The organism is Streptomyces longwoodensis (assembly GCF_001514125.1).
In the GTDB taxonomy this organism is placed as follows: Bacteria; Actinomycetota; Actinomycetes; order Streptomycetales; family Streptomycetaceae; genus Streptomyces; species Streptomyces longwoodensis.
The window spans coordinates 690,307-706,617 of sequence record NZ_KQ948550.1 but is presented as its reverse complement, the minus strand read 5'-3'; the positions used below and the strand labels follow the sequence as shown (position 1 = coordinate 706,617).

The 16,311-nt window shown below is 74.2% G+C and carries 11 protein-coding genes; 2 read left to right on the top strand and 9 right to left on the bottom strand.

Annotated elements, in window-relative coordinates; translation table 11 throughout:
- Positions 1-85 precede the first annotated feature (85 nt).
- The 8 genes from lpdA to AQJ30_RS07880 all read right to left on the bottom strand — a co-directional run bounded on the left by lpdA (position 86) and on the right by AQJ30_RS07880 (position 12,538).
- Positions 86-1,498: a dihydrolipoyl dehydrogenase gene (gene lpdA, locus AQJ30_RS07915; protein WP_067230334.1), complete on the bottom strand. Its 1,413-nt coding sequence runs from the start codon at positions 1,496-1,498 to the stop codon at positions 86-88.
- A 164-nt stretch (positions 1,499-1,662) separates the two neighbouring features.
- Positions 1,663-5,532, bottom strand: a complete 3,870-nt coding sequence (locus tag AQJ30_RS07910) for a glycoside hydrolase family 2 TIM barrel-domain containing protein (RefSeq protein ID WP_067230331.1) — start codon at positions 5,530-5,532, stop codon at positions 1,663-1,665.
- 178 nt (positions 5,533-5,710) lie between these two features.
- Entirely contained in the window at positions 5,711-6,220 is a 510-nt protein-coding gene (locus AQJ30_RS07905; protein WP_067230328.1) for an O-acetyl-ADP-ribose deacetylase, read from the bottom strand.
- 63 nt (positions 6,221-6,283) lie between these two features.
- Positions 6,284-7,696: a phytoene desaturase family protein gene (locus AQJ30_RS07900; RefSeq protein ID WP_067231011.1), complete on the bottom strand. Its 1,413-nt coding sequence runs from the start codon at positions 7,694-7,696 to the stop codon at positions 6,284-6,286.
- 165 nt (positions 7,697-7,861) lie between these two features.
- Positions 7,862-8,704, bottom strand: a complete 843-nt coding sequence (locus tag AQJ30_RS07895) for an inositol monophosphatase family protein (RefSeq protein WP_067230326.1) — start codon at positions 8,702-8,704, stop codon at positions 7,862-7,864.
- A 129-nt stretch (positions 8,705-8,833) separates the two neighbouring features.
- Entirely contained in the window at positions 8,834-10,618 is a 1,785-nt protein-coding gene (locus AQJ30_RS07890; protein WP_067230323.1) for a gamma-glutamyltransferase family protein, read from the bottom strand.
- Between the two features lie 82 nt (positions 10,619-10,700).
- Positions 10,701-11,372: a response regulator gene (locus AQJ30_RS07885; RefSeq protein ID WP_067230320.1), complete on the bottom strand. Its 672-nt coding sequence runs from the start codon at positions 11,370-11,372 to the stop codon at positions 10,701-10,703.
- Entirely contained in the window at positions 11,369-12,538 is a 1,170-nt protein-coding gene (locus tag AQJ30_RS07880; RefSeq protein ID WP_067230318.1) for a sensor histidine kinase, read from the bottom strand. Before AQJ30_RS07880 ends, AQJ30_RS07885 begins: the two co-directional genes overlap by 4 nt.
- A gap of 166 nt (positions 12,539-12,704) precedes the next feature.
- Between AQJ30_RS07880 and AQJ30_RS07875 the strand changes: the two genes are divergently transcribed.
- On the top strand, positions 12,705-13,763 hold the full coding sequence (locus AQJ30_RS07875; protein ID WP_067230316.1) for a carboxymuconolactone decarboxylase family protein: 1,059 nt from the start codon (positions 12,705-12,707) through the stop codon (positions 13,761-13,763).
- Positions 13,764-13,915: 152 nt separating this feature from the next.
- Complete coding sequence (locus AQJ30_RS07870) at positions 13,916-14,620, top strand: hypothetical protein (protein ID WP_067230314.1); 705 nt, start codon at positions 13,916-13,918, stop codon at positions 14,618-14,620.
- A gap of 3 nt (positions 14,621-14,623) precedes the next feature.
- On the opposite strand, the gene AQJ30_RS07865 is transcribed toward AQJ30_RS07870, so the two are convergent.
- Entirely contained in the window at positions 14,624-16,177 is a 1,554-nt protein-coding gene (locus tag AQJ30_RS07865; protein ID WP_067230312.1) for an NCS1 family nucleobase:cation symporter-1, read from the bottom strand.
- Between the last annotated feature and the right edge of the window lie 134 nt (positions 16,178-16,311).

Genomic DNA, 16,311 nt, shown 5'->3' with positions numbered 1-16,311 from the left:
GGGGGCTCCGTTGCAGGACATCCCGGGCGCACGGCGGGGGCGAGCGCGGCGGGGCCGTCCGGGTGAACGGCCCCGCCGGCGGGCGTCACATGTTGATCATGTGGCCGGCGAGGCCGTGGACGGCCTCCTTGACGGCCTCGCCCAGCGTCGGGTGGGCGTGGACGTTGCGGGCGACCTCGTGCACCGTGAGGTCCCACTGCTGGGCCAGGGTCAGCTCGGGCAGCAGCTCGGTGACGTCCGGGCCGATGAGGTGGCCGCCGAGCAGCTCGCCGTACTTGGCGTCGCTGATCAGCTTGACGAAGCCGGTGGTGTCGCCGAGGCCGTGCGACTTGCCGTTGGCCGTGAACGGGAACTTGGCGACCTTGACGTCGTGCCCGAGCTCGCGGGCCTGCGCCTCGGTGTAGCCGAAGCTGGCGACCTGCGGCTGGCAGTAGGTGGCGCGCGGGATCATGGCGTAGTCCAGCTCCATGGTCTCGGCGTCGGCGATCGTCTCGGCGGCGATCACGCCCATCGCCTCGGCGGCGTGCGCGAGCATCAGCTTGGCGGTCACGTCGCCGATGGCGAACAGGTGCGGGACGGAGGTGCGGCAGCGGCCGTCGACGTCGATGGCGCCCCGGTCGGTGAGCTTCACGCCGGTGTTCTCCAGGCCGTAGCCGGTGACGTTCGGGGCGAAGCCGATCGCCTGGAGGACCTTGTCGGCCTCCAGGACCTGCTGGGAGCCGTCCTTGGCGGTGACGGTGACCCGGACCTGCGGCCCGGACTCGTCGATGCTCTCGACCCGGGTGGAGGTGAGCACGTCGATGCCCAGCTTGCGGTACTGGCGGGCGAGTTCGGCGGAGACCTCGGCGTCCTCCAGCGGCGTCACCCGGTCCAGGAACTCGACGATGGTGACCTTCACGCCGTAGTTGTGCAGGACGTAGGCGAACTCGATGCCGATCGCGCCGGCGCCCGCGATGACGATCGACCGCGGCAGGTCGTCCGCGAGGATCTGCTCCTCGTACGTCACCACGCGCGCGCTGCGCTTGGTGCCGGGCAGCAGCCTGGGCGTGGCGCCGGTGGCGATGATGCAGTGGTCGAAGCCGAGGGTGCGGGTGTCGCCGTCGTAGCCCGTGACCTGGAGGGTGTGGTCGTCGAGGAACGTGCCGCGGCCGTCGAACTCGGTGATCTTGTTCTTCTTCATCAGGTAGTGGACGCCCTTGACCCGGCCGTCGGCGACCTTGCGGCTGCGGCGGAACGCCTCGCCGTAGTCGAAGGAGACCTCTCCGTCGACCTTGATGCCGAAGGTCTTCGCCTCGCGCGTGACGATGTGCGCCAGTTCGGCGTTGCGCAGCAGGGCCTTGGTGGGGATGCAGCCCACGTTCAGGCAGACGCCGCCCCAGTACTTCTCCTCGACGACCGCGACGCGCTTGCCCAGCTGGGCGGCGCGCACGGCGGCGACGTAGCCGCCGGGGCCGGCGCCGAGGACCACGACGTCGAAGCGTTCGTCCTGCTCGGCCATGGGTGGCTCCCCTTCCCTCGGGATGTGGACCGGTCCGTTTCCCGTTCCGTGGTGGATTGTTCCGCTGTTCGGCACCCGCCGCCACAGAGATCATCCGGGCGTGCGGGGCGTCACACGGAACGGGGAACGGAACCGGGCCCCCCGCTGTTCCCGGTGTCCTCGCGCTACCGCTCCGCGGTGGGCCGGCGCGCGGCCGCCGTGGCGTCCGCCAGGTCCGTCAGCGGCCGCAGCCGGTAGGTGTAGGCGTAGGCGCGGTCCGCGAACAGCTTGTACTCGTCGTGGGTGTGGGCGCCCCAGCTGTTGTCACCGCCGACGCCCATCTGCCGGTGGTTCACCCGGAGCACGACCGCGTCGCGGGGGGTGAGCTGGTAGTCGTGGCGGGCGCCGACCGAGAGGTCCTCCGGGGTGAAGTGGGAGGCGTTGACCTCCAGCAGGGGCTCACCGCTGACGAGCAGGCCGCGTCCGTCGGCGTCGGTCAGCGCCGCCCAGCGCACGTCGGTCTTGTTGCCGTTCTCCTGCGGGCGCAGGTAGCCGCTCCACTGGGCGGCGACGGTGCCGGAGTACAGGCCCACGTCGGTGCCGTTGTTGCGGTCCCAGTGGTTCTCCTCGGGGCCGCGCCCGTAGTAGTGCAGGTGGTCCAGGCGGCGGGGCAGGAACAGCAGGGCGCCGACCTCGGGGAGGTAGGGCAGGCCCGCGCCCGGGTGCAGGGTGTGGTCGACCTTGAGCTCGCCGTTGCCGAAGACGGTGTAAGTAGTGGACCAGGTGGACGCGACGGTGGTGGGCAGGGTGCCGGTCACCTCGACCCGTACGGCCCGGTCGCCGAGCGGAGCGACCCGGACGCCGCTGACGGTACGGGCCGCTCCGGCGTCCCTCCAGGTCTGGTTGCGGGTGTGCTGGCCGTTGCCCCGGTCGTTGTCGGTGGGCGCCCGCCAGAAGTTGGGCACCGGGCCGGAGGTGATCAGCCGGCGGCCGCCCGCCTCGTACGACGCGAGGGTGCCGCCGCGCTTGTCGACGACGACGGAGAAGTCCCGGCCGGTGACCGTGACGGTCTTCTCCCGGTCCTCGTGGCGCAGCGCCGGGACGCTGCCCAGGGGTGCGGGGGTCACGGCCGGGACGCGCGCGTCGAGCCGGAGTTGCTGCTTGGCCACCTCGAACCCGGCCTTCGCCCAAGGCGTGGCCTCCTTGGTGGTGAAGGACAGCTGCAGGAAGTACTCGGTGCCGGGCCCGGGGTCGCGCGGCAGCCGCACGGGCAGGGTGACGTCCTTGTGGGACAGCGGGGCGACGTCCAGTTGCTCGCGGGTGAGGCTGCCGCGCTGGACGACCTTGCCGTCGGCGACGAGGGACCACCGGCTGTCGAACCGGCGGAGATGGGTGAACAGGTACTCGTTGGTGAGCCGGACCGCACCCGGGCCGCCCGCGGCGGGGGTGACCTGGATCGCCTGGTAGACCTGCTTGACCTCCGCGGCCTTGCCGGTGTGGCCGCGGTCGGCGGTGACGATGCCGTCGCCGGAGAAGGCGCCGTCGTTGGGGTTGTCGCCCCAGTCGCCGCCGTAGGCGTGGAAGGTCTTCGCGCGGGGCCGCTTCTCGGTGAACCGGACCGTGGCGGCGTCGAACCAGAAGCGCACGCCGTCGTCGCCGGGGCCGCGGCGGTCGGAGGCGAGTTCGGCGGCGCCGAGCGCGCGGGCGTACACGCGGGCGGCGCGGATCGTGCCGCTGAACTCCCGGGTGGGGTTGTCGACATCGGTGGCCAGCGCGAGCGGGGCGGTGGTGCTGCCGGGCCGCCGGGTGGTGGCGCGGATGGCGCGCACCACGCCGTCGACGTGGAGGGTGAGCGTGCCGGCGTCCGCGTCGAAGACCCCGGCGACGTGGTGCTCCCGGCCGGTCCAGTCGTCGGGCAGCGTCCAGTCGGCGGTGATCCACTGGCCGTCGCCGTGGATGAAGAACTCCAGCGTCCCGTTGGTCTGCTTCAGCGCGTACTGGGTGTCGCCCTTGGCGAGGATCGGCTGGTGGTAGCCGGTGACGTGCGGGGTGACCCAGGCCTCCAGGGTGAGCGACCCGGTGAGGTCCAGGCGCGGGTCGCGGGTGAAGACGGTGCCGCCGCAGACGCCCCGGTGCCGGTCGAAGCCGCCGCTGGGGGCCATGACCTCGCCGCGCAGCCGGGCCGGGCCGCTCTCGGTGAGCAGCTTGCGGGTGGGCGTGGGCCAGCTGAGGGCCTGGTCGACGAAGTCCCAGATCCAGCCGCCCTGGAGCACGTCGTGGCGGCGCACGACGTCCCAGTAGGTCTTGAAGTTGCCGTTGGAGTTCCCCATCGCGTGGGAGTACTCGATCATCACGTACGGCCGGGTGTCGGCGGTGTCCTGGGCGCGGGCCTCGACGCGGGCGGGGGTGTCGTACATCTCGGAGCGGATGTCGCTGATGCCGGGGCGGTCGTCGCCCTCGTACTGGATGACGCGGGTCGGGTCGTAGGAGCGGATCCAGTCGTGCATGGCGGTGAAGGTGCTGCCGCCGCCGGCCTCGTTGCCGAGCGACCAGATGACGACCGAGGCGTGGTTCTTGTCCCGGTGCACCATGTTCTGCGCGCGGGCCACGCACGCGCGGGTCCACTCGGCGTGGTCGCCGGGGTACTCGCCGCGGATGCCGTGGGTCTCCAGGTTGGTCTCGTCGACCAGGTACAGCCCGTACTCGTCGGCGAGTTCGAGCCACAGCGGGTTGTTGGGGTAGTGCGAGGTGCGGACGCTGTTGATGTTCAGGCGCTTGATGAGCGTGATGTCCTTCACCAGGTCCGCCCGGGTGAGGGCCGAGCCGCGCTCGGGGTGCATCTCGTGGCGGTTGGTGCCGCGGAAGGAGACCGGTTTGCCGTTGATGCGCATCAGGCCGTCCTTCAGGGCGAACTCGCGCAGGCCGACGCGGTGCGAGAGGGTCTCGGTCACCCGGCCCTCCGGGTCGCGCAGCTGGAGGACGGCGGTGTAGAGGTACGGGTCCTCGGCCGACCAGAGCTTGGGCGCGGGGACGGCGCGGGCCGCCCCGGCGGTGGCCTCGGCGCCGTCCGCGACGTCCAGGGACTGCTGGAGCGGGCGCGGCCACACGGCGTGCCCGCGGGCGTCGTAGAGCTGGGTCTCGACGGTGTACCGGCCGCCGCCGTGGCCGCCGTAGTCGCGCACGTGCGCGGTGACCTCCAGTGCGGCGGAGGTGTGGCCGTCGCCGAGCGGGGTCCGCAGCCGGAAGTCGCGCAGGTGCACGGCGGGGGTGGAGTAGAGGTGGACCGAGCGGAAGATGCCGCTCAGCCGGATCATGTCCTGGTCCTCCAGCCAGTCGCCGTCGGAGAAGCGGTACACCTCGACGGCGATCTGGTTGGTGCCCGGCCTGAGGTGGGCGGTGATGTCGTACTCGGCGGGCGTGTAGGAGTCCTCGCTGTACCCGACCAGGGTGCCGTTGATCCACACGTAGTGCGCCGACTTCACGCCCTCGAAGTGCAGGAAGGTCCGCCGGCCCGCCCAGCCGCGGGGCACGGTGAAGGTGCGCCGGTACTGGCCGACGGGGTTGAAGCGGGTCGGCGCGGCGGGCGGCCGGGCGTCCTCGCCGAGGCCGTTGGGGCCCCACCAGGGGTAGGTGATGTTGACGTAGATCGGGCGGTCGTAGCCGTGCAGCTGCCAGGCCGAGGGGACCGGGATCGTGTCCCAGCCGGAGTCGTCGAGGTCGGTACGGTGGAAGTCGGGGTCGCGGTCGTCGGGGCGCTCGGCGTGGGCGAACCTCCACGTGCCGTCCAGGCTGAGGCGGTACGGCGAGCGGGTGCGGTCGGCGGCCAGGGCCTGGGCGAGGTCGGCGTACGGCATGAGGGTGGTGTGCGGGGGCTGGGTGCCGACCCGGAAGAGGTCGATGCGGCCGTTCCACTCGGGGCCGGGCTCCGCCGCCCGGGCGGGCCGGCCGCCGGTCGGCGCGGACAGGGCGAGGGCGCCGAGCACGGCGGCGGAGCCCTCCAGCAGACGGCGGCGGCTGACGGAACGGTGCACGGGTGACACGTGGGGGTGCGGCATGACCGTGGCCTTCCTCGGGGGCGGACTGTGCAGCACTGAGTACGGCAGTCAGATCTTGTCGGATTGTGTTGATGAAACGACCATCAACGCGCCGACCTGACCGGATTTCAACTCTGTGTGCGCAACCGCTTCTTGAGCTGGTGGCCGGTTCCCGCGGGCCGGTGACCGGGGCGGCGCGTCAGCCGGCCTGGCGGGCGAACGCGGCGTGGGCACGCTCGTCGAAGAGGACGAAGCGGACCTCCTCGACGGCCGTGTCCGCGGCACGTACCGTCGCGACGGCGATCCGGGCCCCGTCGTCGAGCGGCCAGCCGTAGATCCCGGTGGAGATGGCCGGGAACGCCACCGTGCGGGCGCCCAGCTCGTCGGCGACGCGCAGGGACTGGCGGTAGCAGGACGCCAGCAGCTCGGAGCGGTCCTCGGTGTCCGACCAGACGGGGCCGACGGTGTGGATCACCCAGCGCGCGTCCAGGTTCCCGGCGGTGGTCGCGACCGCCCGGCCGGTGGGCAGGCCCCGGCCGTACCGGGAGGCGCGCAGCCGGCGGCACTCCGCGAGGATGTCGGGGCCACCGCGGCGGTGGATGGCGCCGTCGACGCCTCCGCCGCCGAGCAGGGAGGAGTTGGCCGCGTTGACGATCGCGTCGACGGACTGCCGGGTGATGTCGCCCTGGACCAGGGTGAGGGTGGTCATGGGCCCTTTGTAGCCCGCGGCGACCGGGAGCGCCCGTCCTTTCCCGGGGTCGCGGCGGCGCCGTCAGCCCTGCCGGCGCAGGTGCCGCCACACCGCCTTGGCCGCGTTGTGGCCGGACATGCCGTGCACGCCGGGGCCCGGCGGGGTGGCCGAGGAGCAGAGGAAGACCGCCGGGTGCGGGGTGCCGTACGGGAAGAGGGACAGCTTGGGGCGCAGCAGCAGCTGGAGTCCGGACGCCGCGCCGGTGGCGATGTCGCCGCCGACGTAGTTGGCGTTGCGGGCGGCGAGCTCGGCGGGGCCGGCGACGGCGCGGGCCAGGACGCGGTCCCGGAACCCCGGTGCGAACCGCTCCAGTTGGGCCTCCAGGGCGTCGGTGAGGTCGCCGGTCCAGCCGTTGGGCACGTGGCCGTACGCCCAGAACACGTGCTTGCCCTCGGGGGCGCGGGTGGGATCCACCACACTGGGCTGCACGGTGATCAGGAACGGCCGGTCGGGGGCGCGGCCCTCCCGGGACGCGGCGCGCAGGGCGGCGCCGATCTCCGCGCTGTTCGCACCGATCTGCACGGTGCCCGCGGCGCGCGCCTCGGGCGCGGTCCAGGGGACGGGGCCGTCGAGGGCGTAGTCGACCTTGAAGGCGGCGGGGCCGTACCGGAAGCCGTCGTAGTAGCGGCCGAAGCCGGCGATCCGGGCGAGTGCGGTGGGCGAGGTGTCGAAGACGTAGGCGCGGGCCGGGGGCAGGTCGTCGAGGCGCTTGACCTCGTAGTCGGTGTGGATGCTGCCGCCGAGGTCCGTCAGGTAGGCGGCGAGGGCGTCGGAGATCGACTGGGAGCCGCCGCGGGCCAGGGGCCAGCCGCGGGCGTGCGCGGACAGCGCGAAGACCAGGCCGACCGCGCCGGTGGCGACACCGTTCAGCGGGGCCATGACGTGGGCGACCAGGCCCGCGAACAGGGTGCGGGCCCGCTCGTCGCGGAACCGGCTGGTCAGCCAGGTCGACGGGGGCAGGCCGGCGAGGCCGAAGCGGGCGAGGGTCAGCGGGTCGCGGGGCAGCCCGGTGGAGGGCAGGGACATGAAGTCGCGGACCAGCGTGTCCCACTTGGCGAGGAAGGGCTCGACCAGCCTGCGGTACGCCCCCGCGTCGCGCGGGCCGAAGGAGGCGGCCGTCTCGGCGACCGAGCGGGCCAGCACGGCGGCCGTGCCGTCCGGGAAGGGGTGCGCCATGGGCAGCTCGGCGTGCAGCCACCGCAGGCCGTACCGCTCCAGCGGCATCGCGCGGAACGCGGGCGAGTTGACCGCGAGGGGGTGGGCGGCCGAGCACGGGTCGTGCCGGAAGCCCGGCAGGGTGAGCTCCTCGGTGCGGGCTCCCCCGCCCACGGTGTCGCGCGCCTCGAAGAGGGCCACGGAGAACCCGCGGCGGGCCAGCTCCACGGCAGCGGTCAGTCCGTTCGGCCCCGCTCCCACCACGACCGCATCGAGCATCGACGGCACTTGGACCCCTTCGTCAGCCGGTGGCCTCTGGGGGATCAGGATATGCCGGGGGTGGAACGGCACCCGCGGGGCGGGGGGCGAACGGCGCACGCGTCGGCGTGCGGGGCGGGGCGGGGCGAGGGCGGGGAGCGGGGTGGGGAGCGGACGGCCCGGGCCTCACGAGGCCGTCAGCAGCCCCCGTATCCGCTTGGCCGTGGCCTCGTCGCGGGCCGTGGTGAACGGCAGGGCGTTGCCGCCGGTGATGCGGAAGGGCTCGCCGGTGAGGGTGAGGTGGGCGCCGCCCGCCTCCTCGACGAGCAGCAGACCGGCCGCGTGGTCCCAGGCGGCCTCCCAGGAGAACACGGTGGCGTCCAACAGGCCCCGGGCGACGGCCAGGTACTCCAGGCCGGCCGAGCCGCAGGGGCGGGGGGCCACGCCGTCGGTCCGCAGGGCGAGCAGGGCGCGCTTCTGCTCGTCGGTCGTGAAGTCGGGGTGGGAGGTGGCCACCTCCAGGTCGCGGCCGGCCGCGGGCGGACCCGCGTGCAGCCGCTCGCCGTTCAGGAAGGCGCCGCCGCCCCGCACGGCGGTGGCCAGCTGGCCGCGGGCCGGGGCGTGGATCCAGGAGGCGAGCAGTTCGCCGTGCCGGGCCAGCGCGACCAGGGTGCAGAAGCCGTCGTCGCCGTGCACGAACTGGCGGGTGCCGTCGACCGGGTCGACGATCCAGACGGGCGCGTCGCCCTGGATCGCGCCGTAGACGGCGGGGTCGGCGTGGACCGCTTCCTCGCCGACGACGATGGAGCCGGGCAGCAGGGCGCCGAGCACTCCGGTCAGGTACAGCTCGGCGTTTCGGTCGGCGTCCGTGACCAGGTCGTGCGGGCCGGTCTTCTGGTCGACCTCGTGCTGCGCGAGGTGCCGGAAGCGGGGCAGGATCTCGGTCTCGGCCGCCGTGCGGACGGCGTCCTCGACGTCGGCGGAGCGGCGGGCGAGAAACTCGTCGATGGTTTCCGTGTTCACGATCATGCCTCCATGAGAACACGGCCCACTGACAATCCCCGCCGGGCCCGTGTACACCGGGTGGAAAACGCATGAACTCCCGTCTTCGGCGCGTACCGGCGGGACCGTCCGGCACCCGGCCCCCGAGGACGGCCCTCAGCGGCCCACCGCGTACCCCTGCATGCCCCGCGGGTTGGCCGCCGCCGACAGGACGCCGGTCTCCGGGTCGCGGGCGACCGCGCACAGGCGGCCCTCGGACCAGGCGGGCCCGACGGTCACCCGGTGGCCGCGGCGCCGCAGCTCCTCGACCACGGCGGCGGGCGTGCGGGACTCGACGGTGAGGCTGCCGGGCCGCATCCCGCGCGGCCAGAACGAGCCGGGGAAGCCGTCGGTGTGCCAGTTCGGTGCGTCGATCGCGCCCTGGAGGTCGAGTCCCCCGCGCACGGGCGCGCGCCGGGCGGCCTCCAGGAAGAAGTGCAGCTGCCACTGGTCCTGCTGGTCGCCGCCGGGCGTGCCGAACGCCAGCACCGGCACCCCGTCGCGCAGGGCGATCGACGGGGTGAGGGTGGTGCGGGGGCGGCGGCCGGGCGTGAGGGAGTTCGGCAGGCCGTCCTCCAGCCAGGTCATCTGCAGCCGGGTGCCGAGCGGGAAGCCCAGCTCGGGCACCACGGGGTTGGACTGGAGCCAGCCGCCGCTGGGTGTGGCGGCGACCAGGTTGCCCCAGCGGTCGGCCACGTCGATGTGGCAGGTGTCCCCCGCGACGCGTCCGTTGCGGGCGACCGTGGGCTCGCCGACGCCCATGGGGCTGAAGCCGGGGTCGTCGTCGGCGACCACGTGCGCGTGCGCGCTCAGCCGGGGCGCCCGCCCGCCGGGGCTGCCGGGCCGCAGCTCCAGCGACGCCCCGGCGCCGACGAGGGCCCGCCGCCCGGCGTTGTACTCCGGCGACAGCAGCTCGGCCAGCGGCACCGGCGCCGCGTCCCCGTACCAGGCCTCCCGGTCGGCCATGGCGAGCTTGCAGCCCTCGACCAGCAGGTGGACGTAGTCCGCGGAGCCGGGCTCGGGCAGCTCGGGCGGGAGCAGCGCCAGTTGCTGCAGGAGCGCCGGGCCCTGGCTCCAGGGCCCGGCCTTGCACACGGTCCAGCCGTTCCAGTCGTACGTCGCCGGCGTCTCGTAGGCCGCGGACCAGCCGGCCAGGTCGTCGGCGGTGAGCGTGCCGGTGTGGCGGGCGCCGCTGGTGTCGAGGGTGGGCCGGGCGGCCTGGCGGACCAGCGCCTCGGCGACGAACCCGGACCGCCACACCTCCCGCGCTGCCTCGATGCGCGCCTCGCGGTCACCGGCGCCCGCGGTCTCGGCGAGCAGCCTGCGCCAGGTGGCGGCGAGGGCGGGGTTGCGCAGCAGCCGTCCGGGCCGGGGCGGCCGTCCGCCGGGCAGGTACAGCTCGGCGGACGACGTCCACTCGGTCTCGAACAGCTCACGGACGGTCTCGACGGTGGCGCCGAGGTTCTCCACGGGCGCGTGGCCGTGCTCGGCGTAGCCGACGGCGTACTTCAGGACGTCGTCCAGGGAGCGGGTGCCGTGGTCGCGCAGCAGCACCATCCAGGCGTCGAAGGCGCCCGGCACGGCGGCGGCGAGCGGCCCGGTGCCGGGCACCAGGTCGAGGCCCAGGCCGCGGTAGTGGGCGACGCTCGCCCCGGCCGGTGCGACGCCCTGCCCGCACAGCACCCGCACCCGGCCGCCCGCGGGGGCGAGCAGGATCGGCACCTCCCCGGCCGGGCCGTTGAGGTGCGGCTCGACGACGTGCAGCACGAACGCGCCGGCCACCACGGCGTCGTAGGCGTTGCCGCCGTCCTCCAGCACGGCCATCGCCGACTGGGAGGCCAGCCAGTGCGTGGACGAGACCATGCCGTGGGTGCCCTGGAGCGTGGGGCGGGTGGTGAACACGGGGCTGTCACCTCGCTGTGGTGGTGCGTCGGCCGGACCGGTCGCCGGTCAGGCTACCCGGCCCCCGCGGGCCCTTCGGGTCTCAGGTGCCGGCCCGGCCGCGCGCCGTGACCAGGCCCGACTCGTACGCGAAGACGACCAGTTGGGCCCGGTCGCGGGCGCCCAGCTTGGTCATGGCGCGGCTGATGTGGGTCTTGGCCGTCAGGGGGCTGATGACCATGTGGGCGGCGATCTCCTCGTTGGTCAGGCCCCGGGCGGCCAGCGCGGTGACCTCGCGTTCGCGGCGGGTGAGGCACTCCAGGCCGGGGGCGTCGGCGCGGTCGGGGGGCCGGGAGACGAACTCCCCGATGAGGGTGCGGGTGACGGCCGGGGACAGCAGGGCCTCGCCGCGCGCGACGACCTCGATCGCCTGGAGCAGGTCGGCCGGCTCGGTGTCCTTCAGCAGGAAGCCGCTCGCACCCGCGCGCAGGGCGTCGAAGACGTACTCGTCGAGGCCGTAGTTGGTGAGGATGACGACCCGCACGCCGGCCAGCGCGGGGTCGGCGACGATGCGGCGGGTCACCTCGATGCCCGTCATCACCGGCATCTGCACGTCGATCAGCGCGACGTCGGGCACCTCGGCGCGGACCAGGTCCAGGCCGGCCCGTCCGTCGGCGGCCTCGCCGACCACCTCGATGCCGTCCTCGGCGTCCAGCAGGGCGCGGAAGCCCGCGCGCATCAGTGCCTGGTCGTCGACGAGGGCGACCCTGATCACCGCGGGACCTCGGCCGGCGCGGGGTCCCGGTCGTCCGGTGCCCCCGCCTCCGCGCCGTCCAGGGGCAGTTCGGCGTGCACGCGGAAGCCGCCGCCCGGGCGGGGCGCCGCCTCCAGAGTGCCGCCGAGGGCCGTGACGCGCTCGCGCATGCCGGTCAGGCCGATCCCGGGGACCGGCGGGCGGTCCGGGTCGGCGAGGCCGTCGTCCTCGACGCGGACCGTCAACCGGTCGTCGTGGTAGGCGAGGTGCACGGCGACCTCGGCGGGCCCGGCGTGGCGGGCGGCGTTGGTCAGCGCCTCCTGGACGATCCGGTACGCGGCCCGCTCCACCGGTGCGCGCAGGGGGCGTTCCCTGCCGGTCACGGTCAGTGCGGCCGCGAGTCCGGCGGCGCGGGCGCGCTCCACCAGCAGCGCGGGCGTCCCGCTCGGCTCGTCGGTGCGCAACACCTCCAGGGTGGCGCGCAGTTCGCGCATCGCCTCGCCGCTCGCCTCCTGGATGGCGAGCAGCGGGGCGGGCACCTCGTCGCCGCGCTTGCGGGCCAGGTGCACGGCGACGCCGGCCTGGAGCTTGACGATGGAGATGCTGTGGGTGAGCGAGTCGTGCAACTCGCGGGCGATGCGCAGCCGTTCCTCCCCGGCGCGGCGCAGCGCGGCCTCCTCGCGGGTGCGTTCGGCCTCCAGGGCGCGCTGTTCCGTCTGGCGCAGGTAGGCCTGCCAGTTGCGGTCGGCGAGGCCGGTGACCACGGCGCACAGGAACCAGCCGGTCAGCAGCGCGGTGCGTTCGAGCACCATGTGCGTGCCGGGTCCGGTCGCGACGCAGCCCGCGAGGAACACCGCGCCCGCGCCGGCCGCCAGGCCCCGGTGTCCGGCGCGGGCCGCGGTGTGCACGGCGCCGAGGACGGGCAGGGCGGCGAGCGGGCCGGGGTGGGCGTGCAGGACGTGGGCCGTGCCGGCGGCGGTTGCGACGGCCAGCACGGCGCGCGGGGCGGTCCGGTAGCGGGCCAGCGCGGCGCAGGCGACGGCGAGGAGGACGACGTCGAGGGCCGTGGTGTCGGGGTCGGCCGCGGCGACGCCGAGGGTCAGCGCGCCCACCACGACGGCGAGGGTCGCGTCGGTGATCCGCTCCCTCGTCCCGTCCGTCACCTTCTTCGCCCGAAGCCCGCCCATGGTGCCACCCTAGGGGCCGTCGCCGGGGGCGGCGTCCGACCTGGGGACGGCTCCCGGACTACTCCCGGGGAAGTAGCCGGCGCCGTCCCGGCCTCCCGCGCAGCAGCGCCGATCCACTCCGGCCGTACGACGACCCGGGCCGCCCCCGGGGCGCAGGCTGCGGTCCATGTCCACACGCTTCCGTTTCACCGCACCCCCGTCTCCCCGGGCGGCCACGGGCCGCGTCGCCGAGGTGTACGGGCAACTGGCCCGCGACTTCGGCCTGCGGGCCCCGGACACCTTCGTCGTACTCTCGTCCGCCCCCGAACTGCTCACCGGAGTGTGGGCGTTGATGCGCGAGTCGCTGATCGCCGGCCCCGGGGACCGCACGGGCAAGGAGCTGGTGGCACTCGGGGTGTCCCTCGCCAACCGGTGCCCGTTCTGCGTCGACGCGCACACCATGCTGCTGCACGCCACCGGCGACCACGCCCTCGCCGAACGCCTGGCCCGCGGGGAACGCCCCGCCGACGAGCGTCACGCGCGCGTGCTGGAGTGGGGCGAGCGGTCCCGGGTGCCCGGCGCCCTCGACGACGGGCCGTACCCCTTCCCGCGCGCGCACCTGCCCGGGTACCTGGGCACGGCACTGGCCTTCCACTTCATCAACCGTGTCGTCTCCGCCCTGGTCGGCGAGAGCCTGCTGCCGGGCGGCGCCCAGCGGCTGCGGCCGGTGCGCAGCCTCGGCGGCCGGGCGCTGGCGCGGACCGTGCGCCGCACCGCCGCGCCGGGCGACGCCCTGGCGCTGCTCGACCGGCCCGAACCCGGCGAGGCCCCCGCGTGGGCGGGCGGCACCCCCGTCGGCCTGGCGTACGCGGCGCTGCTGCGGGCGGCCATGGCGGGGGCGGGCCTGCTGGACACCGACGACCAGGACCTCGTGGAGGAGGTCCTCCACGACTGGGACGGCTCGCACCCGCCGCTCGCCCTGACGGGGTTCCCTGACCGGCGGGAGCGGCCGGGGGCGCGCCTCGCGCTGCTGGCGGCCCTCGCGCCGTACCGGATCACGGACGAGGACGTGGCGGCCTGGCGCCGGCCGGGACACTCCGACGACTCCCCGGTCCGCCTCGTGGCCTTCGACGACTCCTTGGTCCGCCTCGTGGCCTTCGGCGCGTTCCTCGCGGTGGACCGACTGGAATCGACCCTCGGCCGCGCCCCCGGCCGCTCCCCGGCCCGGACACCCCCGGGGACATAACCGGACAGACAGCCCGTCAGGGGCGGGGCGTTGTGACCGCCCGGGTACGGAGCGAGGTGACCCTTCCGTGCCCCGGGGAGTCGTGCTTCACTGGCGTCCACCTGTCCGCAGTGTGGACTGGCTCCGCACCCTCCCCCACGAAGAAGTGCGCCGTGCGTTCTCTCCCCCTGCCGCTCGCCCTGACCGCGCGCCTGTCACCGGTGGCCGTACTCGCCTGCATGGGCTGGGCCCTGTCGTCGGGGCCGCTCGCCCCCGCGAAGGACGCCGGGGCCCGGGACGTGGACAGACCGCAGGCGCAGTCGTCGTCCGCGCCCTCCTCGACGGCCGTGTCGAAGACGTACTCCGCCGCGCCCCCGCCCTGCGGGAGCGTCGCGGTGAAGACGGTGTCCGCGCTGGTGCCGGGGGCGAAGACGGCCGGCAAGGAGATACCGTCCACCGACACGGACCTGCGCCGCACCTGCTCGTGGAACGCGCTCAAGGGGTACGACTACCGCTGGCTGGACGTCTCCTTCGAGATCATGGGCTCGGACGACGCGGCGGCCGGCTCGTACCGGGACCGGATCGCCGAGAAGAGCGGCGGCGGGGCGGTGCCGGGCCTCGGCGACGAGGCGTACTCGGTGGTGGACCTGACGACCGAGGACAAGCAGCAGACCCGGGAGGGCGTGGTGATCGTGCGCGCGGCCAACGCGCTGGTCGTCATCACGTACAACGGCAGCGACTTCGAGTCGAAGAAGGCGCCCAGCACGGACGAGATCAACAAGGGCGCGATCAAGGCGGCGAAGGACGCGGTGGCCGCGCTCAGGAGCGGCGCGGGGGCGGCGGCGGGCAGCAGCACGCCGCCCGCCGCCGACAGCTGACCGCTACGACGCGTCCACGGCGTCCGTCGGCGCCGGCTCCCGCTCGCGGGACGCGCGCGGGAGCATGAGGAGCAGGTACAGGAGCATCGACGTGCCCAGGCCCACGGCCCAGCCGTAGTCGGCGAGCGGTTCCAGGGCCGGGATCGGGCGGCCGTCGACCAGCGGCCTGAAGCTCGCGCCGCCGATCGCGAGGACGCCGCCGACCACGAAGGCGACGACGGCCCGCCAGTTCCAGCCGCCCGCGTACCAGTAGCGGCCGCCGGCGCGGTACAGGTCGGCCAGGTGCAGTCGGGCGCGGCGCAGCAGCCAGTAGTCGGCGATGAGGATGCCGGCGACGGTGCCGAGCAGGCCGCCGACCAGGCCCAGCCAGGTGAAGATGTAGCCCTGCGGGTCGGAGTACAGCTTCCACGGGAAGATCAGCACCGCGAGCACGGAGGTGACGAGCGCGCCGGCGCGGAAACTCACCTTGCGGGGCGCGACGTTGGAGAAGTCGAAGGCCGGCGAGACCAGGTTGGCCGCGATGTTCACGGAGAGCGTCGCCACCAGGACGGTCACCAGCGCGTACAGCAGGCCCACCACGTTGTCGGTCTTGGCGGCCAGTTGCACCGGGTCCCAGACGGGTTCGCCGTAGACGGCCTGGGAGCCGGAGGTGACGAGGACCGACAGGAAGGCGAACAGCGTCATCGTGGTCGGCAGGCCGAGGGCCTGGCCGCGGGTCTGCGCCTTCTGGCTCCGGCCGTACCGGGTGAAGTCGGGGATGTTCAGCGAGAGCGTCGACCAGAAGCCGATCATGCCCATCAGCGACGGCCAGAACAGCTTCCAGAAGTCGCCGCCCCAGCCGAGCCGGGAGGGCTGGTCGAAGAGCGGACCGAGGCCGCCGGCCTTGCTGCTCATCCACCACAGCATGACGAACGCGCCCACCAGGACGAAGGGCGCCGCCCAGTTCTCGAAGCGGCGGATCGTCTCCATGCCCCGGTGGATGATGGCCACTTGGAGCGCCCAGAAGAGCGCGAACGACAGCCACATCGTCCACGCGTAGCCGCCGATCCGCCCCGCGTCGGCCCAGCTGTCGCCGATCAGCTTGCCGGCCAGGAAGTAGATCGCCTCACCGCCGATCCAGGTCTGGATGCCGAACCAGCCGCACGCCACCAACGCCCTGACCACGGCGGGCAGGTTGGCGCCGCGCACCCCGAAGGAGGCCCGGGCGAACACCGGGAAGGGGATGCCGTACTTGGGTCCGGCGTGGCCGGTGAGCAGCATCGGCACCAGGACGATCACGTTGGCGAGGGCGATGGTGAACACCGCCTGCTTCCAGTCCATGCCGACCGCGATGAGCCCGGAGGCCAGCGTCCAGGAGGCCGTGTTGTGGGCCATGCCGACCCACAGCGCGGAGAAGTTGTACGTGGTCCAGGTGCGCTTCTCGACGGGGACCGGGAGCAGGTCCTCGTTGGCGTAGGGGCCGCTGGGCGGCGGTGTGCCGGGGGCGAGCTCCACCCGGCCGTCGGGGAGGGTGACCTGTGCGGACGGCGGTATCGCCGTGGGAGCGGTGTCGGTCATGGGCAGGCCAATCAGGAGGTGGGACGGGAGAGGCCGGTGCGGGCGTGAGGGGGTGCGCGCGTGGGGAGCGCCCTGTGCCCCCTTCCCGCCACGGGACGGGAAGGGGAGACCAACAGTGGGAGGCGGAAGGGGGG